The organism is Streptococcus sp. oral taxon 058 str. F0407, assembly GCF_000235485.1.
Taxonomy (GTDB): Bacteria; Bacillota; Bacilli; order Lactobacillales; family Streptococcaceae; genus Streptococcus.
Genome location: NZ_JH378889.1, coordinates 176837 through 194118, shown reverse-complemented (window position 1 = coordinate 194118; position 17282 = coordinate 176837). Strand labels below are relative to the sequence as shown.

General features: G+C 42.6%; 17 protein-coding genes and 1 pseudogene. All 18 read right to left on the bottom strand.

Features of this window, described 5'->3' with window-relative positions; translation table 11 throughout:
- Window positions 1–95: 95 nt before the first annotated feature.
- Window positions 96–722 carry a uridine kinase family protein gene (locus HMPREF9184_RS08030; RefSeq protein WP_000823134.1) on the bottom strand — a complete coding sequence of 209 codons (627 nt, stop codon included), beginning with the start codon at window positions 720–722 and terminating at the stop codon, window positions 96–98.
- A complete protein-coding gene (nrdG, locus tag HMPREF9184_RS08025) occupies window positions 719–1315 on the bottom strand; it encodes an anaerobic ribonucleoside-triphosphate reductase activating protein (protein ID WP_000220154.1) in 597 nt (198 codons plus the stop codon). The genes HMPREF9184_RS08030 and nrdG overlap by 4 nt, the downstream gene beginning before the upstream one ends.
- A gap of 4 nt (window positions 1316–1319) precedes the next feature.
- On the bottom strand, window positions 1320–1820 hold the full coding sequence (locus HMPREF9184_RS08020; RefSeq protein WP_000603390.1) for a GNAT family N-acetyltransferase: 501 nt from the start codon (window positions 1818–1820) through the stop codon (window positions 1320–1322).
- 43 nt (window positions 1821–1863) lie between these two features.
- The gene (locus HMPREF9184_RS09685; RefSeq protein WP_000521623.1) at window positions 1864–2004 is read right to left on the bottom strand and encodes a hypothetical protein; all 141 of its coding nucleotides are present in this window, start codon (window positions 2002–2004) and stop codon (window positions 1864–1866) included.
- A gap of 11 nt (window positions 2005–2015) precedes the next feature.
- Window positions 2016–4223 carry an anaerobic ribonucleoside-triphosphate reductase gene (nrdD, locus tag HMPREF9184_RS08010; RefSeq protein ID WP_033586048.1) on the bottom strand — a complete coding sequence of 736 codons (2208 nt, stop codon included), beginning with the start codon at window positions 4221–4223 and terminating at the stop codon, window positions 2016–2018.
- Between the two features lie 116 nt (window positions 4224–4339).
- Window positions 4340–5896, bottom strand: a complete 1557-nt coding sequence (locus HMPREF9184_RS08005) for a hypothetical protein (RefSeq protein ID WP_001103704.1) — start codon at window positions 5894–5896, stop codon at window positions 4340–4342.
- A gap of 36 nt (window positions 5897–5932) precedes the next feature.
- Window positions 5933–6076, bottom strand: coding sequence for a hypothetical protein (locus HMPREF9184_RS09770; RefSeq protein WP_000934022.1), 144 nt, complete (start codon window positions 6074–6076; stop codon window positions 5933–5935).
- A gap of 76 nt (window positions 6077–6152) precedes the next feature.
- A complete protein-coding gene (cls, locus tag HMPREF9184_RS08000; protein ID WP_000126969.1) occupies window positions 6153–7685 on the bottom strand; it encodes a cardiolipin synthase in 1533 nt (510 codons plus the stop codon).
- 135 nt (window positions 7686–7820) lie between these two features.
- A complete protein-coding gene (locus tag HMPREF9184_RS07995; RefSeq protein WP_000141291.1) occupies window positions 7821–8765 on the bottom strand; it encodes a 3-oxoacyl-[acyl-carrier-protein] synthase III C-terminal domain-containing protein in 945 nt (314 codons plus the stop codon).
- A gap of 14 nt (window positions 8766–8779) precedes the next feature.
- A complete protein-coding gene (locus tag HMPREF9184_RS07990; RefSeq protein WP_000736946.1) occupies window positions 8780–10042 on the bottom strand; it encodes a F390 synthetase-related protein in 1263 nt (420 codons plus the stop codon).
- The gene (locus HMPREF9184_RS07985) at window positions 10020–10835 is read right to left on the bottom strand and encodes an MBL fold metallo-hydrolase (RefSeq protein ID WP_000034637.1); all 816 of its coding nucleotides are present in this window, start codon (window positions 10833–10835) and stop codon (window positions 10020–10022) included. The genes HMPREF9184_RS07990 and HMPREF9184_RS07985 overlap by 23 nt, the downstream gene beginning before the upstream one ends.
- Window positions 10810–11790, bottom strand: a complete 981-nt coding sequence (locus HMPREF9184_RS07980; RefSeq protein ID WP_000757299.1) for an NAD-dependent epimerase/dehydratase family protein — start codon at window positions 11788–11790, stop codon at window positions 10810–10812. Before HMPREF9184_RS07980 ends, HMPREF9184_RS07985 begins: the two co-directional genes overlap by 26 nt.
- A gap of 4 nt (window positions 11791–11794) precedes the next feature.
- Window positions 11795–13063, bottom strand: a complete 1269-nt coding sequence (locus HMPREF9184_RS07975; protein WP_033586047.1) for a glycosyltransferase — start codon at window positions 13061–13063, stop codon at window positions 11795–11797.
- An 86-nt stretch (window positions 13064–13149) separates the two neighbouring features.
- Window positions 13150–14300 (bottom strand): annotated as a pseudogene (locus HMPREF9184_RS07970) (iron-containing alcohol dehydrogenase).
- A gap of 184 nt (window positions 14301–14484) precedes the next feature.
- On the bottom strand, window positions 14485–14940 hold the full coding sequence (locus HMPREF9184_RS07965) for an SP_0198 family lipoprotein (protein ID WP_000853133.1): 456 nt from the start codon (window positions 14938–14940) through the stop codon (window positions 14485–14487).
- Window positions 14941–15031: 91 nt separating this feature from the next.
- A complete protein-coding gene (locus HMPREF9184_RS07960; protein ID WP_000464347.1) occupies window positions 15032–16282 on the bottom strand; it encodes a bifunctional folylpolyglutamate synthase/dihydrofolate synthase in 1251 nt (416 codons plus the stop codon).
- Window positions 16283–16538: 256 nt separating this feature from the next.
- Window positions 16539–16844, bottom strand: coding sequence for a DUF1292 domain-containing protein (locus HMPREF9184_RS07955; RefSeq protein ID WP_000017627.1), 306 nt, complete (start codon window positions 16842–16844; stop codon window positions 16539–16541).
- 15 nt (window positions 16845–16859) lie between these two features.
- Complete coding sequence (gene ruvX, locus HMPREF9184_RS07950; protein ID WP_009444369.1) at window positions 16860–17279, bottom strand: Holliday junction resolvase RuvX; 420 nt, start codon at window positions 17277–17279, stop codon at window positions 16860–16862.
- Window positions 17280–17282 lie beyond the last annotated feature (3 nt).

Sequence of the window (17282 nt, the reverse complement as noted above, 5' to 3'; positions counted from 1 at the left end):
TGTTAGGTTTTTTTCGTTTTTTTAGGATGAAACTGTTTTCTCTTTTCATCTTCCTAAGATTACTGATTTACGTCTATAAAAATCAATCTTTTCTTCTATATAATACAAGTCATTTTCACCTTGAATTCATCTTCTGATTGATCCACTAAGATATCTGCTTCGGACTCGGTTTCTCTATAGTATCGCAGATACTGCTCCCGTCTCATCTGATGGCTAGCCAATACAAAAGATGCATCACGATTTCTCATAATCGTATCTCGAGCTAGGCGCCTCTTTAATTCCGTTTCTTCGTCCGTGTAGAAACAGACGGTCTTATCAAAGAGTTCCTTGGGTAGAAAGCCTACAGACATTCCTTCGACTATCAGTATTGGTTTTGAAGCAGATAAGACTTCGCTTGGCTTCCAAGGTTCATCAATCGTCAAGACATCCATACCTGACTGCAAGGCGAGAATATCCCTCTCCAAACTTGCCAGCTCATGCGCCACTGGTAGACAAGCTGTCACTTTTTGATTTGGTGCTTGCTTTGGCACTACTAAATGACGTTCCGAGGTGATATAGGGGTCTGTTTCTAGTAGATTTACTTTTTCAGCATCTAGGGCTTGAAACAATTCTTGAGCAAAGGTTGATTTCCCTGATGCTCCGTGACCGTAGATCCCCAGTGTTTTGACTTTTCCAGTTTCGATCTCTGTGACCAGTTGATCTATTAAGCCTTTTCTTTTCATTCTCTCTTCACCTGTTCATAGCTTTCTTTTCCGTCATTGAGCTTGTCCCAAATCACTATTTGCCCACTTTTAAGAGATTTTTGCACATCGATAATGCGTTGATTGGACGACCCTCGGAACTGGAGCATGAGATTGCGCTTGCTTTTGTCATAACGACCATCGACAAGGATGTCGATCAGCGACAAGAGTTCCAGTTTGTCTGGAGTCTCCAGCATCATTTCTTCCCAAGTATAACCTGTCCAGGACCAGATGTCTTTATCTGGCAATTCCTTACGAATGCGTTTAACTAGAGGCAAGAGGATGCCCGTATTGAGGAATGGCTCTCCTCCCAGCAAGGTCAAGCCTTGAACATAGGGCTGGGCAAGGTCTTCCATAATCTGTTCTTCTAACTCTGCTGTATAAGGAATGCCTGCATTGAATGACCAAGTCGCAACATTATAACAGCCCTCACAATGGAACATACAACCTGCGACATAGAGGGAGTTGCGTACGCCTTCTCCATCTACAAAGTTAAAGGCCTTGTAGTCAATGATTCGCCCCTTACTAAGCTCCTCGCTTTTCCATTCACCTGGTTTTGGTGTATTCCATGTCATCCTTCTACTCCAACTCTATCCAATAGCGCTCCGTTCCGTTTCGAACATCCTCCAACTCCCCACCATTAGCTAAGATAACAGCTCGGCTTGCTGGATTTTCTGTGCTACAAGTCACTAAAGCTCGTTTAATATTCTTTCCCTTAGCAACTTGTAGACCTTGTCGGAGGGATTCTTTCGCATAACCCTTACCTCTTTCAGACGGGCGGATGGAATAACCAATATGACCACCTACCTCCAGCAAATAGTCATTAAGACGCAATCTCAGATTGAGAAACCCTACGGCTTGTCCATCTCTCGAAAAAGCAACTAACTGAATATCAGGCACCCACCCTTCAGGCAAATTAATCCCCATTTCATGATTCTGATTACTTTCCAACCACTCTTCATAAACAAAATTCTCAGCATCCCAAAACCCACCATCGTGGGCTGATTGAGTCTGTTCAAACTCTGCCATCATCTCTAAAACTGTTTCTTTATCTGCCAATGTTGGTCTGCGTAGTATCATTTTTACCTCCAATTAAGAGAAAAGTGAGAGCAGACTCTCACTTTTATTTTTTCTTGTTCTTGTTTAAAAACTGTTCTTTGAGGTTGAGCAAGCGTTCTTTTTTACCTGTTCCACCTTTCGAGTGTTTCTCGTGATAACGGGTCACTTGAGCGCGTCCCTTATCATCTAATTGGTATTTCCCCATTCCATTTCCTTCTAATTTGTTACTTCATGTCCGGCTGTTTTAATGGTTGAACCGTTCATGTGTTTGACACGCGCAGCGATTTCCTTGTGACGTCCATTAACCATTGGACGCGCTTGAGGATTTCCCAGATAACCACACGTACGTTTGACCACGTCTACTGTTTTAGGGTCGCTATTGCCACAGTTGGGACAAGCAAATCCTCTCTCAGTTGGTTCAAAATCCCCTTCAAAGTCACACTTGTAACAGCGATCAATCGGGGTATTGGTTCCTAGATAGCCGACACGGTCATAGGCATAGTCCCAGACAGCTTCCAGGGCCTTAGGATTTTGTTGAAGAACTGGGTATTCACAATAGTGGATAAAGCCTCCTGACGCACCTGCTTCTGGGTAGACTTTTTCAAAGTCTAATTTTTCAAACGGTGTTGGATTTTTACGGACATCATAGTGGAATGAGTTGGTGTAGTATTCCTTGTCCGTGATGTCAGGAATAGAGCCAAACTTCTCTGTATCCAAGCGACAGAAGCGGTCTGTCAGACTTTCAGACGGTGTGGAGTAGATAGAGAAATGGTAACCATATTGGTCAGACCACTCTTCCACACGACGTTTCATATCGCGAATAATATCCAGTGTAAATTCCTTGGCTTCAGGATTGCTTTCCCAGCTGTTTCCAAAGAAGACCGTAGCCACTTCGTACAAACCGATGTAGCCCAGCGAAACTGTCGCACGGCGATTCTTAAAGAGTTGGTCAACACTTTCTTCTTTTCCGAGACGGCGACCGAAGGCTCCGTACTGATAGAGGATAGGGGCATTCGCTGGTGTTGCTTCCTTGGTTCGTTCAACACGGTAAACCAGAGCATCTTCTGCGATGTTCATCCGCTCGTTGAAGATTTCCCAAAACTTATTTAGATCCCCTTCAGACTCGAGGGCGATACGAGGCAGATTGACTGTCACAACACCTAGATTCATTCGGCCTGAGTTGACCTCGACACCATTCTCATCCTTCCATCCTTGGAGGAAAGAGCGGCAACCCATAGGCACCTTGAAAGAACCTGTCAGCTCAATAATCTTATCATAGGACAAGACATCTGGGTACATCCGCTTGGTTGCACACTCGAGGGCCAACTGTTTGATATCGTAGTTAGGTGAACCTTCCTCTAAGTTGAGTCCTCTTTTCAGCGTAAAGATGAGTTTAGGAAAGATGGCTGTGCGATGTTCTGAACCAAGCCCCTTGATACGAATGGTCAAGATAGCTTTTTGAATTTCACGCTCAAAACGATTGGTTCCTAGACCGAAACCTAGTGAAGTAAAAGGTGTTTGTCCATTTGAAGTGAAGAGGGTGTTGATTTCATACTCAAGAGATTGCATGGCATCGTAGATATCTTTTTGCGTTTTCTTCCACGCGTAATCTTCCCGTTTTTCAGGCAAGACCCACTCTTCCGCATCCTTTAGGTGCTTTTGATAATTCTTCTCTGCATACGGCGCCAAAACTTCATCGATACGGTCAGCTGAACAGCCCCCGTACTGGCTAGAAGCAACGTTAGCAATGATTTGGGAAATCTGAGCTGTCGCAGTCTGGATAGACTTAGGACTCTCTACCTCTGCATTTCCAATCTTAAAACCATTTTCCAACATGCCTTTAAAATCAATCAAACAGCAGTTAGTCATCGGCGTGTAGGGGCTGTAGTCCAAGTCATGATAGTGGATATCTCCCTTTTGGTGAGCATTGGCTACGTGCTTAGGAAGCATTTGCAGTCCGATTGATTTCCCCACAATCCCTGCTGTCAAATCACGCTGGGTGTTAAAAATATCACTGTCTTTATTGGCATTTTCATTGACAACTGCCTGATCTTTATTGAGAAGCTTATGAATGCTAAAGTTGATATCTGTCGCTTTTGAGCGCTCAAAATCCCTTTGTGTCCGATAAGTGATATACTCCTCAGCCAGCGCATATTCTTTGGCTTCAAGGAGTTCATGCTCTACGATATTCTGAATCTCGTAAATCTTGACACCTTGAGGGAAACGACTATGAATTTCCGCAACAATACGCTCAAGCAGCCCATTTAGACGTTTTTCGACCAAGGGTGTCACATCCATGACTTTGTCAGCCGCCTTGTGGAGAGCTTTGTCAATCTTGTCTATATCAAACACTACACGTCTACCATCTCGTTTTTCAACGAACAATGTGGGAACGGTTGCAAGCTTTTCTTCTAATACAATCATATCCATGCTCTTTTCTATTTTTCTTCTTAAGTGATATTATACCACTCTAAAAAGAAAAATCAATATCTTGTGTTAAAAATTCTAAAATTTTTAAAAATACACAAGATATTGATTTGTTATTTAGATTTATAAAGCTTGAATTCCTTACTATCCGTCTGAACAAGCTCGTATTTTTCACTAAGTAGGCTCTCTACATCCGACCACAAGGCAACCTTTTGATTGACCAAAATCATCTTCGGTTGATTTTCTTTCAAGTCATTGACTAGTTTCGTTTTATTCTCGTCGCTTGCAGTATAGAGTGTTGGTGTTACTAGAGAGCTTGGCGCCAAGCGTTCACTTGAGCGGTAGAAATCTGGACGATTATCCCAAGCATAGACACGATCCTCGGAACTCGTTTGCTGTTTGACCACGCTAGCAAGCTGCTCGCGTTCCTGATAAGTACTTGGATGCGAAATATAGCGACTCAAAACAGGTAGGAAAAGTAAATAGACTATCGCAACTAATGGTAGATAGAAATTTCCCTTGAGGTAGCGACCAAAGAGTGCTGAAGAGCGAACTCTTCGTCTACTACGACTGATACGATCAGGGCTTCCTTCTTTGATGTTGGTTAACAATAACAATGTCAGAAAGGGCAAAATCGCTACCAAACGTGAACCATGCAAAGGTTCCTTTGAAAGAATTAACAGAGCAAGAGTTATTAATAATCCTAAAATAGCGCCTATTGAGACGGCAGATTGTTTGGCTGGTTTAGATTGAAACAATCCTGAAAAGATCAATGTCAGAATCCCAACACCGATGGATAGCAAGCCATAGAAAGCAGCATTCTCCATAAGATTGGCATTTGAAAATAGACTAAGCGTATCAATTGGATACAAGGTATGGCTAATCGCATCACCAAAAGTTCCTGTTATTACAGTGTAGTAGCCAATTGGATAAAAAAGGAGAGAAAATCCTAGAGCTGATGCGAAAAATTGATACAAACCATGAACAAATTTACGCTTGGCAATATTAAATCCAAACAAACTTAAGGCAAGTGTGGCTGCAAACAAGGCTGTGGGAATAGGTGATAGGAAGAAAGCTAATGCTAAACTCATCCCAACTCGCAAGAAACCTTTATCGTTACTTGGATCATCCAGATAGTCAGCAACTAGACTAAAAGCATAAAACAAGAAAGGTATCGCTACAATCACAGCATAGCTACCACCAAATCCCAGACTGCCTACAAGCAAATAGAAAACCAACAAAAGCTGTCTAGCCTGCTCTCCCTGACCTGTCAAGGTATCTGCGGATTTAAATAGAAAAACACCAGCTCCGAACAAGGCCAACCACTCCACCAAAGCAAAAAGAATACTCCCTTGAGAGAGATAGTTTAGTACGTAATAAAGCAGTCCATTTGAACCATAATAATCCGTGTAAATCTGCCCACTCTGGTGTAGCGCCCAACCAGTATAAAAATCTTGCATCTGTTGAGGGCTCACCAAACCAAAGATCAGAGGCAAAATCACAGAGACAGCTGTAGCAGCTAGACTCCAAATCACTATACTAAAAAATGGAAGTGGAGTGCGTTTCTTCTTACCTCGCTCTAGTCCAAATTCAGACTCTTGATCCAGCCGTTCCCGATACTGGTATCGAAATTCTTCTAGCTGTTCGTCTTTTTCCTCGTATACGTTCATTCAATTTCTCCTAGTAAGTTTATCTGTTTTAGTATATCAAAATCTTACAGGAATGTCAGCTAGGGATTGATATTTCCTTAACTTCTTATCTAGCTCAGCATAGCGTTCAATCTCTCGAAAACGGTGTAAACTGCTTGTTTGAAACTTTAGGATAAAATCATATTCTTCTTGATTTAGCATTTTCATCCTCCTGCTTATCTATTCGCAAAAAGACAAAAAAATAAGATCCAGCCTTGGGCTAGATCTTGATGGATAGTTAGAGCATAGGTGCAAACAACTGGACAATTTCCTTGATCAGGCTTTGATACCAGCTTGTTTTGATCGTGTGGGGATAAATTTCTTGAGAAACTTTAAAAATCTCTTCGAAGTCCCTTTCAATATCGATGATAGACTGCGTTCTATAAAGCAAAACGCCATTTTCATAGTGGTGGAGCAAGCTGCGATAGTCAAAATTGATGGTTCCAACTGTTGCTGCTTCTCCATCGACCAGCATTTGCTTGCTATGAAGAAATCCGGGACTGTACTCGTAAATGCGAACTCCAGCAGATAGCAAATCTGGATAGGCCCCGCGAGTAACTAACTGAATAACCTTCTTATCTGGGATACACGGCGTCACAATTCTCACATCTACCCCTCTCAGAGCTGCATTTTTGATACTTTCGGTGAGATCATAGTCAGTAATCAGATAGGGCGTCGTGATATAGACATAGTCTGTAGCTTGATTGATAAGGTTTTGATAAACCGTTTTCCCAACCTGGGATCGATAGATGGGTTTTGGCCCACTACTATAGGGGATACAAAGTCCCATTCCATCTTTGGGTTGATTTTCGAGATGGTATTGGTCAAAATCACTAATCTCTCCACGGTTGATATACCAGGTGGATAAAAAGAGTCTGGTAAAAGCCTTTACTGCTGGACCATCTAACCGAATACCGCTATCCTTCCAGTAACCAAAGCGTTCGATATGATTGATATACTCGTCTGCTAGATTGGCACCACCTGTATAGCCAATCTGCCCATCGATAATCATGATTTTGCGGTGATCACGGTTGTTATAGGCAACGGTTAAGCGCGGAATCACCTTATTAAATTTATGGGCTTCAATCCCTCGACTACGAAGCTGGATGGTGTAATCTCCAGGCAAGGTTGCCATACAACCAATATCATCATAGAGAAGTTTGACTTCTATTCCTTGAGCAGCCTTTTCTTCCAAAATTTCTAAAATGCTGTTCCACATCAAGCCTTCTTCGATGATATAGTATTCGAGAAAGATAAATTTCTCAGCTTTCTTGAGATCCTCTAGCATCTGGCGCCACATGCTTTCCCCTGAAGGGAAGAAATGGGTATCTGTTCGATTATAGACATCCGCATTCGTATCCATACTGAGGAGAGATTTGATAACGCCGTAAGCCGACTTGTCTTGTTCCTTTAACTCCAAACGGAGAGCTCTGCTATTATCCTCTCTATCAACCATTGATTGAAGCTGCTTTAGCTGCTTCATTTCTTTTTTAGATAAACGACGCTCTCCAAACATGATATAGAGTAAGGGACCAAATACTGGAACAAAGGCTACTAACAGCCATGTCACCTTGCTTTCCGGATTCATGGACCGATTGACAATCGATACAATGGTCGCTAAGCTCACTAAAATGACAAGGATAATCCAGACAATTGGAGCCATTTGCCCTAGATAGATAAATAAACCAAAGACGATAAACAACTCTGCCAACATAATGGTAATACTAAAACCATACTTGGACATGAGTAGCTGCATTTTTCTAGCTGTCATACAGCCCCTTCCTTTTCTAACATTCTCCTTAACCGCTTGATAAACTAATGTTTCTACTAGTATACCTCAGTTCAGGGGGAGATGGCAACCTTTTACCTTTTCTAAAGTTCCAGCCGTTCCGTGTTTAGATGATTGTTACAATTTCAGAGCCAACATATTGACCGTCATACCAGCTGCGGTTCCCATAAGGTAGACGACATCTCCCTCCTTGACCAGCCCATAATCTAAAGAATAAGCCAAGCCAAACGGTACAGAGACTGATACCATATTTCCATAGTCAGTGACGAGATTGAGGTACTGATCCTCGGCCACACCTAGTTTTTCCATGACCAAAGGAAGAGCACGACTTGCTTGGTGAGGAATGATGTAGTCCACATCTGCCAAGGCTAGTTGTGTTATTTCTTGAAACTCTTCAAACATGACTGGGATTTTACGTGCAGACAAGAGGAGGATTTTCTTCCCCTTCATGTCAAACATATAGTTGGTCTTAGTCGCTTCAGAGTACTCTTTGGGTTGATAAGATGTCAAACCTCCACGAATCTCCGTATCGTGAGCTCCTTCGGACCAAGTACGTTGGAGACTAGCAATGACCCCTTTTTCCTGATGACTTTTTTGAAAAACAAAAGCTGCCGCCCCATCACTAAAGAGTTCAAAACTTTCTTTTTGCTTGGGATTAAGCCCCAAACTTCCAACCTCACTGGATACAATCAAAACACGATCGTATTCGCCCGCCTCAATCAAGTGGGACATAGTCGATAGAGCAGAAATAAAGCTGGTACAGGTCGTATTGATGTCCATTGCTGGAATTGAGAGTCCTTTTGCTACGCGTTCATGAATCAAGGCAGCTGTACATGGAATAGGCTGAACACCAACCGCACTTGCCGAAACCAGACAATCAATGTCTTCTATTTTCAAATTTGCATTTTCGAGTGCCTGCTGGATAGCTGCTTCTGCCAAATCTAGTTGGGTTTCTTCGTTTTCAACTACACGATAACGAGTTTGATCTTTAAATTGGACAGTATGCTTTGGAAGGCAAACACCATAACCTGCGATTTCTACATGTCTTGTTACTTCTGTCATTGTCTTTTATCCTTTCATAAACGTTGGATACGTTTGAGTTTACGGCTAGTATCCCAGTGATAATCTGAAAATTGGATTGCTGGGGCTTTGAACTGTTTTTGCTGAGCCAAGAGTTGGAATTGAGCTAGAATAGCTGCCTCTAAATCCTCATCTCGTTGGCTTAGACAAACTTCCACTAACTTCTCGGAATGTTGCTTGACTTGGTAATCTCCTACATTCTCCACAAAGAGGATGCACCTCCTGATAAAGTCAGGATAGATGATCACTTGACCCCCATCCAGTCCATCGAAATAGAAGATGTCGTCAGAGCGTCCTTCGACCTTGTCAATCCGTGTATAGCAGGAGCCACATGGACAAGGCTCCGGATTTTCAACCAAGATATCATTGAGCTGGTAGCGATAAACAGGCTGACTGCTTCGTTTAAAGTCCGTAATCACTGGATAAAAACGGCGGTCGTCTAGATACTGCTTTTCCACAAAGATAATGTCTTCGTTGAGATGCAGATTGCCAGCTGAGCAAGTGCAGGCTAAGAAACCTTCAGTCGCCTGATAAACTTGGTCAATGATGGACAGAGAAAAGGCCTCTGCGATCCGTTCCCTATCACTATCTTCCAAGATTTCTGCCACCGAAACGATTTTTTGTGGGTAAATAGCTAACTCTCCATCCTTGAGACGCTTGCTTAATTCAATCAACATAGAGGCTGGTGCCACCGCAATAGTTGGTTGGTAGCTATTGAGACGCCCGATATGCTCATCTGTATGTTTAAAAATATCAAAATACTCTAAACGAATGAGGGAAGTATTGATAGTCTGATAGAGTTCATTATCAGCTCTCAGGAAAAAGGCGATGCGGTGTCCAAAAAGTTGACCTTTGGGCAACATCTTGGCTAGAATTGCCGCCGCCCACATACTTCGCTCTTTCTCTGTTGTGATAAAGAGGCCCCGATGTCCAGATGTCCCCGAAGACAAACCGACGGCCACCTCACCTTTGAGTTCAGTGAAATCACGGGTCTTCTCACTTTCAATAGCCAAGGCTAAGGCTTCATCACGATCCACTCCTTGGGTGTTGAGCTCATTGAAATGTTCCATCATAAAAGCCTTGTCCATATGGTCAAAGTTACTAGGAACCCCATTTTTAAAGTAGGGCGACTCTCGCTTTAAAAAGTCCATATAGTTAGCTAATTGCTTTTTCTGATAGTTTTCTACAGCTTCTCGAGATTTGAAATGATGAAGCCAGCGAGTTTGGATAAAGGTTTTAAGAAAGGTTAGTTTTTTCATATAAGATTGACTCTATCCTTTCTACAGGATCATGGCTAACAACTACCTCGATACCGGCCTTTAAAACTTCCTCCAGAAACTCTGTCCCCTTGATATAGTCCACCTTGTTATCTTGAACCAAGGAAGGAATCAAGTGCATCTGCTTGGTGTAAGGCAAGAGGTCAATTCCCCAACAGAGGTCTGCTGCAATGAGGAGATTAAGGTCTGGAAAATATAGACAGGCTTGCCCCCTAGCATGCCCGTCAACAGAAGCTACTAGGATACTGCCATCTCCGAAAAGATCACAAATCGGACGATAGGGAAAAGTTGAATCTTGCTGGTCAGCTCTGATAATGGTTAGATTTTCTTCAAAAGAAGCTGGTAAAAACTCCTTGAAAATTAAGTCTTTCAACTTGGGTTTTTGGTATACCTCATATACTTCTTTTGTCAAGATAAAGGTTGCATGAGGAAAGAAACTAGCTCCTCCCAGATGATCTGGATGTAGATGAGATAGGATGACATAGTTTATTTCTTCTGGTTTGATCCCCTTAGCTTTCAGCAAATATGAAATCTGATCCTTCTCCGTCATTTGAACAGGTGTTCCTAGCCGATAGAAGCCATAGCGAAGACGGGTCTTAATATCGTAATGATAACCAGTATCATATAGTAGATAGCCTTTGTCTCTATGCTTAATCAGAAAGACGCCAGCTGGGAAGATCATCTTTTTATTCTTGACTCCTTTAAATAGCAAACCTGTATAGCTAGTACAGTATCCTGCTGGTAAATAATCAATGCTTTCGATAATCTTGGACATATTGTTCAATCCCTTCCGAAATACTGATTTGAGGGCGATAACTCAAGTCTCGCTCCGCCTTGCTGATGTCCAGTGTCTGGCTATATCTCAGCAAGTAATAGGTATAGCGTGTCAGAGCTGGTTCGCCTTTGAGTTTCAAGGTCTTATAAAGAAACTCTAAACTACTGGCAATAACTGACAAAAGAGGAGCCGGTACTCTTCTGTATGTTATCGGATAGCCAAGTCCTCTCAAGGTTTCTTCTATCAGGTCCTTAAAGGCTCTTGGTTCCCCGTTGGTAATATTATAGACTTGGCCACTAGCTTGAGGAGCTTCTAGTGCCAAGCGAATGGCCAGAGCAACATTTTCCACACAGGTCATATCCATCAGTTGGCGACCATCCCCTATCAAGGGAATGCCAATCTTCTGACTGAGTTTGAGAACCCGGGGCAAAATACTGGTATCCCCAATCCCAAAAAGTCCACGAGGTCGTAAGACAATACTCGGAACATCGGGATAATCCTTAAAAAGCTTCTCCGAAGCCAGCTTACTACGAATGTAGTTGTTCAGATTATTTTCCTGAGGTGCATCGCTTTCTTTGATAGCTAACTGGTTTCGAGGCGCAGCATAGATGCTAGGCGACGACACATAAACCAAACGCTGCATCCCTGCCTCCCGGCAAGCCTCTAGAACATACTTGGTCCCTAAGACATTTGTCTGGTAGAAATCTTCCCAAGGTCCCCAGACGGTAGAAAGAGCACCCGCATGCACAACCATATCCATACCCTGACAAGCCTGAGTCAGATCCTCTTGCTTGGTCAAATCTCCCTGGAAAAATACTACTAGGGAGTTCTCCAAAGACTGACCCACCTTGCGATTGCGTCCAAAAGCGCGTACCTGATAGCCATGCTGGCTGAGCTCTTCAACAACATACTTACCTAGAAAGCCCGTAGCACCTGTTACCAATACTTTCTTCATTTTTTTACTTCTCCTTGTCCCCTAAGAGTCGATGTATTTCGCTCTTCAGAATCTCTGTTGGCTGATAGATTTGAGCTGCGCGACTGAGTTTGTTCAAGTCTGACCAGTCATCTCTAGCCAACAACTCATCAAAGGCACGTCCAATCGCTTCCGTATCCTCTCGTTTAGCAGTCAAGGCAATCCCTGCCTCTAATCCACGAACTGCATAGTCATACTGATCATAGTCATGGGGGAGAATCAAGGCAGGCTTACCATAGATGATACACTGGTAAAAAATACCTGCACCACCATGATGAATCACATAATCCATCTGAGGAATGTACTCCTTATAGGGAAGATAGGATACCACAGAAACATTGTCCATGAGCTCTTCACATTGGAAGTCTTGTCCGCCAAACCCCAGAGTCACAAAGAAGTGACAGTCCGGATGTGCTTCTGCCAATTGTTGTGTCTGATAGAGGAGGTTGTCTTTAGCCCATGCTAGCTGAGTGCCGCAGGATACAAGGATCTTCTTATAACCTGCATAAGGAGACAAATCAAGAGGATAATTTTCTGCCCTCTCAATCGAAGAGCCAAAAGGTCCCACCCAAAGATAGTGCTCTGGAAAACCACTTTTCAGCTCCACCTCTTTCATCCCAATCCCCAAGATGGAATAGGGTGAATAGATGGTTTCCTGATCTTTCTTATTGTAGAGCTTAAAATCGTAACGTTTTAAGCGTTCTCTCAATAAAAAGGTTACGATACGTTTTCCTAAACGAGTCCCTTTTCTTCCTAGCCATTGCTGGATAGATTGGAAAGATGTTTTTGGAATGCCCATTCCTCCAAAGAAACAAGGCGGTCCATCTGTCGTTTCAATGGCAAACTGTGTCGCCATCGTGGTAATCCATGGAATATTCAACTGTTCCGCTACAAGTCCTCCAGAGAGGGTTATAAAGTCCGCAATCACAATATCAGGTCTATTCTGCTGCCACTCTTGGACTAGTTGGTCAGACACCACATTGATCAAATCAAGACTAGCTGACAACTGTCGATAAGCAGAAATAAGGTTTAATTGCCCTTCATTGTTGGCTACACGCTCAAACTCATCTACAGAATTTTCTAAAATGGGAAGCACCTGAAATCCCATCTCCTCTGCGACAGCTTTTCGTTGCGGACCTGTAAATAATCGAATCTCATACAAGGGATCCTTCAACAAGGGTGCGAGCAGATTCAGGGTTGGGAAGAGATGCCCACTTAAGGGCACTACAACCACATCGATTTTGATTTTTCTCATATGTCTAGAATAGCAAATTTTTAAAAAAAGAACTACCAAAATGATAGTTCTTTCCAGCATTATTTAGCTTCTTTTCACTTTATGAATTAGAATAGTTCTTTGTAGAGAGCAATTGTTTCTTCCAAGGTTGGCATAAATGGATTGCCTGGCGCACATGCATCAATCAAAGCATTCTTAGAAAGGTAGTCAAAGTCAAAGTCTTTTTCTTGGATACCGAGTTCAGTGAGTTTCTTAGGAATACCAACAGTTTCAGAAAGTTTCTCAATTTCAGTGATAGCATAGGCGGCACATTCTTGGTCTGTTTTCCCTTCAACATGGAGTCCCAAGGCCTTGGCTACATTGCGGAAAGCTTCTGGTACACGTTTGGCATTTTCACGTTCTACAACAGGGAGAAGCATGGCACAGCAGACACCATGCGGCAAGTTATATACCGCACCGAGTTGGTGAGCCATAGAGTGAACGTAGCCCAAACCAGCATTGTTAAAGCTCATACCACCGAGGAAGATGGCATTGACCATAGCCTCACGCGCTTCGATATCTTGTCCATTAGCTACAGCACGAGGAAGGTACTCTTTGATGAGCTCAATAGCTCCGATAGAGAGTTTCTTGGTCACATTATAAGCACCTGGTGTTACCAAGGCTTCGACAGCATGAGTAAGAGCATCCATCCCTGTCGCTGCTGTCAATCCTTTCGGTTTTGAAAGCATAAGTTCTGGATCATTGACAGAGATAAGGGCAAGGCTATTCTTATCTACCATTACCATCTTGACCTTGCGTTCTTCGTCAGTAATGACATAGTTAATGGTGATTTCTGCTGAAGTTCCAGCTGTTGTATTGATCGCAACCACTGGCAACCCTTTTTCAGCAGACTTGTGAAGCCCTTCGTAGTCCTGTGGTTTGCCACCATTGTAGCGATGATAGAAATACAACTAGCCGCATCCTGTGGAGACCCTCCTCCAAGACTGATGATGAAGTCACATCCATGCTCTTTCAGGGCAGCCACTCCGTCTGTGACGTTCTTGCAAGTCGGATTTGGCTCCACATCGCTAAAGATCACATATTCGATCCCTTCAGCATCTAGTGGTTTTAGAACCTTAGGTAAAATATCACTTCCCTCGATGAACTTATCTGTCACCAAAAGGGCTTTCTTATACCCCAGTTCCTTGATATACGGACCTACTTCATTTACAACACCTTTACCGATAAGGTTAACTGATGGAACGTAAAATGTAGCCATATGCTTTTCCTCCTGCGCCTTTGCGCTATTTGATTATTTACTATAAGTATACGACCTTATAAGAAGTTTTACAAATATTTGTAAGCGCTTTAAGTAAAAAGTTAGTAAAGAACAGCCAGCCACTTTTTCACGAAAAAAGCTCCAAAAAGATGGATTTCATCTCACTGGAACTTTTACTTAATCATTACTGCTTAGTTAATACCACTCGGTCCGATGCCTCTCGATCCATATCGTCAATAATCATTTGATTACCATTAACAGTGTAAATTTTGACATCATCACCGATAATGACACGTTGATTTTCTGGCTCAAAGCTAACTTGCTTGATTTCCTTATCTCCATCTGGCTCGACCTCAGTCCATGTACCAGTCTTTCCTGTTACAACAAGAGTAATCTGGTCATTCTCATCTTTTCCAGTATAGGTACCATCGATATTCGTAGGTTGAGCTACAGTAGTGTCCTGACTTGAGGATGCCTGTGGTTGACTAGCACTTGTCGTAGCGCTAGAAGATGATTCTTGTTGAGTAGATGATTGCTGAGCAGATTGCTGGGTAGGTGCTTGTGCCTTAGGTCCACAAGCTGCTAAAAGACTAAGAATTGCTAGGGAAGCAATAGAAAGTGTGAATGTTTTCGTTTTCATAGCGATTTCCTTTCTTTTTGTGCCAATGTTTTGCTGGAATCGTTTCCAGATGTACCTCCTACCTTCAGTATAGCAACTTAAACCTAGAAGGTCAACTAGTCCCATCGCTTCCAACCAAACTCGCTCGAACTTCCGAGATAAAGTAGAGTGACCCCGTCACGAAAAGCAAGTTCTGGTTATTGGCCTTTTCTTCAAATTCGCTGATAAAATCGCCATAGGAAGGAATCAAATCATAACCCGCCACATCCTTTTCATCCAGAGAGCCTTGGTAGTCAAAGCCTGTTACCTTAAGTTCCACCTGAGGCAACTGCTCAGATAGATAGCCTAACATCCCTTGATAATCCTTGCGTTTAAGAGCCCCAAAAAGAATGTGAACTTGATAGCCTTGCTGGATTTTCCCTTGGATAAACTCGACCAGACGGGTTAAGGCTGGAAGATTGTGAGCTCCATCTAGGTAGATTTGCGGACGAACCCGTTCCAATCGACCTGCCCAGTGGGTTTCTTTCAAAGCCTGTCTGACAAGCTCTTCTTCGACACCTTCCTCTCTTGACGCCATAAACAGAAGAAAGGTTTCTAAAGCCAAGGCGGCATTTTCTTGCTGATAAGCACCTTCCAAACTGATTTCAAGTTGTGAAAAACTTGCTAGCTTACTTGAAAAATTACTATCTTTCAAGGTGAAGTCTTGCCCAGCTTGATAAAGGTCAACAGCTAACTCTCTTGCTCTTTTTTGACAGACAAGCTCCTCTTCTGGAGCAAGCTTGGCAATGACTGCCTTCTTGCCAGCCTTGAAAATACCAGCTTTCTGCTCTGCTATTTCCTCCAGACTGTCACCTAAGGTCTCCTGATGATCTAGACCAATCGAAGTAATAACTGCAATCTCTCCTGTTACGACATTAGTAGTATCAAGTAGTCCACCAATCCCCACTTCTAGCAAAACTAAATCCACCTCTTGTTCCCTAAAATAGACCAAAGCAATCAGGGTCAGCAACTCAAAGAAAGACAATTGATCATGTGTCTCCAGAAGATTTTTTTCCATTTCTTGAACTTTATTCGCTAAACGGATAAAAGCTTCGTCTGTTATGGGTTGTCCATTGATACAAATTCGATCATTGATGCTGATAATATGAGGAGAGGTAAAAGTGCCAACTTTTTTCCCATGAGCTACAAACAACTCCCTCATAAAGGCAATAGTTGACCCCTTACCGTTAGTTCCTGTTACATGGATAATGGGATAAGTCTTCTCAGGATTCCCTAGCAAATCCACTGCTCGCTGCATTCTTCCAAGTCCAGATCTAAAGTTTAAACCAATCCGACTATGAAGCCATTCTTCTACTTCAAACATACACATCTCCTTAACAAAAGTACGTTCCACTACCGCATCAAAGTATGATTGCAAATAAAAAGCGAGGTTGGGACAAAAATCCCAACCTCTTACCTGGTTAGCTAATCACTAGCCACTATGAATTTCAATGTGGGCTAAAAACATCCACTGGATGTTCCGACTCTCTCCAATTTCTGGTAGTCGGGCTGATACAGTCTCCCAGACTGCCTGCGTTTCTAATTTCTAGCGCAGGGCTAAAAACGTCCCCCGGACGTTTTTACTCCTCCATAAAGCTGTTGAAGACTTCTTCAATCATGTTCCATTCATCTTCTGAGTCTTCTGGGATTGGTTGTAATTCACCTTCTGTTCCGTCTTCGTTTTCGATGAATGAGTAAGCTTGAATTTCAACTTCACCATTTTCGTCTTCTTCTGCATTAACTGGCACTAGAAGAACATAGTTTTTACCAAATTCTTCTTTTCCGTCGATAGTCAAAAGAATTTCAAACAAGGTTTCATTTCCTTGCTCGTCTACTAGTGTAATCAATTCACGTTCTTCGTGGTCATAGTTGTGATCGTGTGACATAGTTTCTCCTCTGTCTTAAAATTTTCTATCTAAATAATTTTGCAAAATCAGCTGAGCAGCCAATTTATCAATAACTTTTTTTCGCTTGTTGCGACTAATGTCAGCCTGCTCAATCAGCATACGCTCGGCTGCGACCGTCGTCAAACGCTCATCTTGATAGTCTACGGGTAAACCAAAAATTTCTTCTAATTTTGCTCCGTAGGCTTGGCTGGCTTCTACTCGCGGACCGCTGGTATTGTTCATGTTTTTAGGTAAGCCCACTACAAAGCGTTCCACCTTATAGCTGTCAACCAGTTTCCTGATACGGTCAAAACCAAACTGACCCTGATCCTCATCAATCTGGATGATTTCAAGTCCTTGAGCAGTGAATCCTAGTGGGTCGCTAATGGCCACGCCTACCGTTTTTGAACCGACGTCCAATCCCATAATTCTCATAGA

Excerpts from the sequence above, each read along its gene's own strand:
- HMPREF9184_RS08005 (WP_001103704.1), bottom strand. The coding sequence starts at position 5,896 with ATGAACGTATACGAGGAAAAAGACGAACAGCTAGAAGAATTTCGATAC.
- HMPREF9184_RS07995 (WP_000141291.1), bottom strand. The coding sequence starts at position 8,765 with ATGACAGAAGTAACAAGACATGTAGAAATCGCAGGTTATGGTGTTTGC.
- HMPREF9184_RS07960 (WP_000464347.1), bottom strand. The coding sequence starts at position 16,282 with ATGTTTGAAGTAGAAGAATGGCTTCATAGTCGGATTGGTTTAAACTTT.
- HMPREF9184_RS09685 (WP_000521623.1), bottom strand. The coding sequence starts at position 2,004 with ATGGGGAAATACCAATTAGATGATAAGGGACGCGCTCAAGTGACCCGT.
- HMPREF9184_RS08020 (WP_000603390.1), bottom strand. The coding sequence starts at position 1,820 with ATGATACTACGCAGACCAACATTGGCAGATAAAGAAACAGTTTTAGAG.
- ruvX (WP_009444369.1), bottom strand. The coding sequence starts at position 17,279 with ATGAGAATTATGGGATTGGACGTCGGTTCAAAAACGGTAGGCGTGGCC.
- HMPREF9184_RS09770 (WP_000934022.1), bottom strand. The coding sequence starts at position 6,076 with ATGCTAAATCAAGAAGAATATGATTTTATCCTAAAGTTTCAAACAAGC.
- cls (WP_000126969.1), bottom strand. The coding sequence starts at position 7,685 with ATGACAGCTAGAAAAATGCAGCTACTCATGTCCAAGTATGGTTTTAGT.
- nrdG (WP_000220154.1), bottom strand. The coding sequence starts at position 1,315 with ATGACATGGAATACACCAAAACCAGGTGAATGGAAAAGCGAGGAGCTT.
- HMPREF9184_RS07990 (WP_000736946.1), bottom strand. The coding sequence starts at position 10,042 with ATGAAAAAACTAACCTTTCTTAAAACCTTTATCCAAACTCGCTGGCTT.
- nrdD (WP_033586048.1), bottom strand. The coding sequence starts at position 4,223 with ATGATTGTATTAGAAGAAAAGCTTGCAACCGTTCCCACATTGTTCGTT.
- HMPREF9184_RS08030 (WP_000823134.1), bottom strand. The coding sequence starts at position 722 with ATGAAAAGAAAAGGCTTAATAGATCAACTGGTCACAGAGATCGAAACT.
- HMPREF9184_RS07985 (WP_000034637.1), bottom strand. The coding sequence starts at position 10,835 with ATGTCCAAGATTATCGAAAGCATTGATTATTTACCAGCAGGATACTGT.
- HMPREF9184_RS07955 (WP_000017627.1), bottom strand. The coding sequence starts at position 16,844 with ATGTCACACGATCACAACTATGACCACGAAGAACGTGAATTGATTACA.
- HMPREF9184_RS07980 (WP_000757299.1), bottom strand. The coding sequence starts at position 11,790 with ATGAAGAAAGTATTGGTAACAGGTGCTACGGGCTTTCTAGGTAAGTAT.
- HMPREF9184_RS07965 (WP_000853133.1), bottom strand. The coding sequence starts at position 14,940 with ATGAAAACGAAAACATTCACACTTTCTATTGCTTCCCTAGCAATTCTT.
- HMPREF9184_RS07975 (WP_033586047.1), bottom strand. The coding sequence starts at position 13,063 with ATGAGAAAAATCAAAATCGATGTGGTTGTAGTGCCCTTAAGTGGGCAT.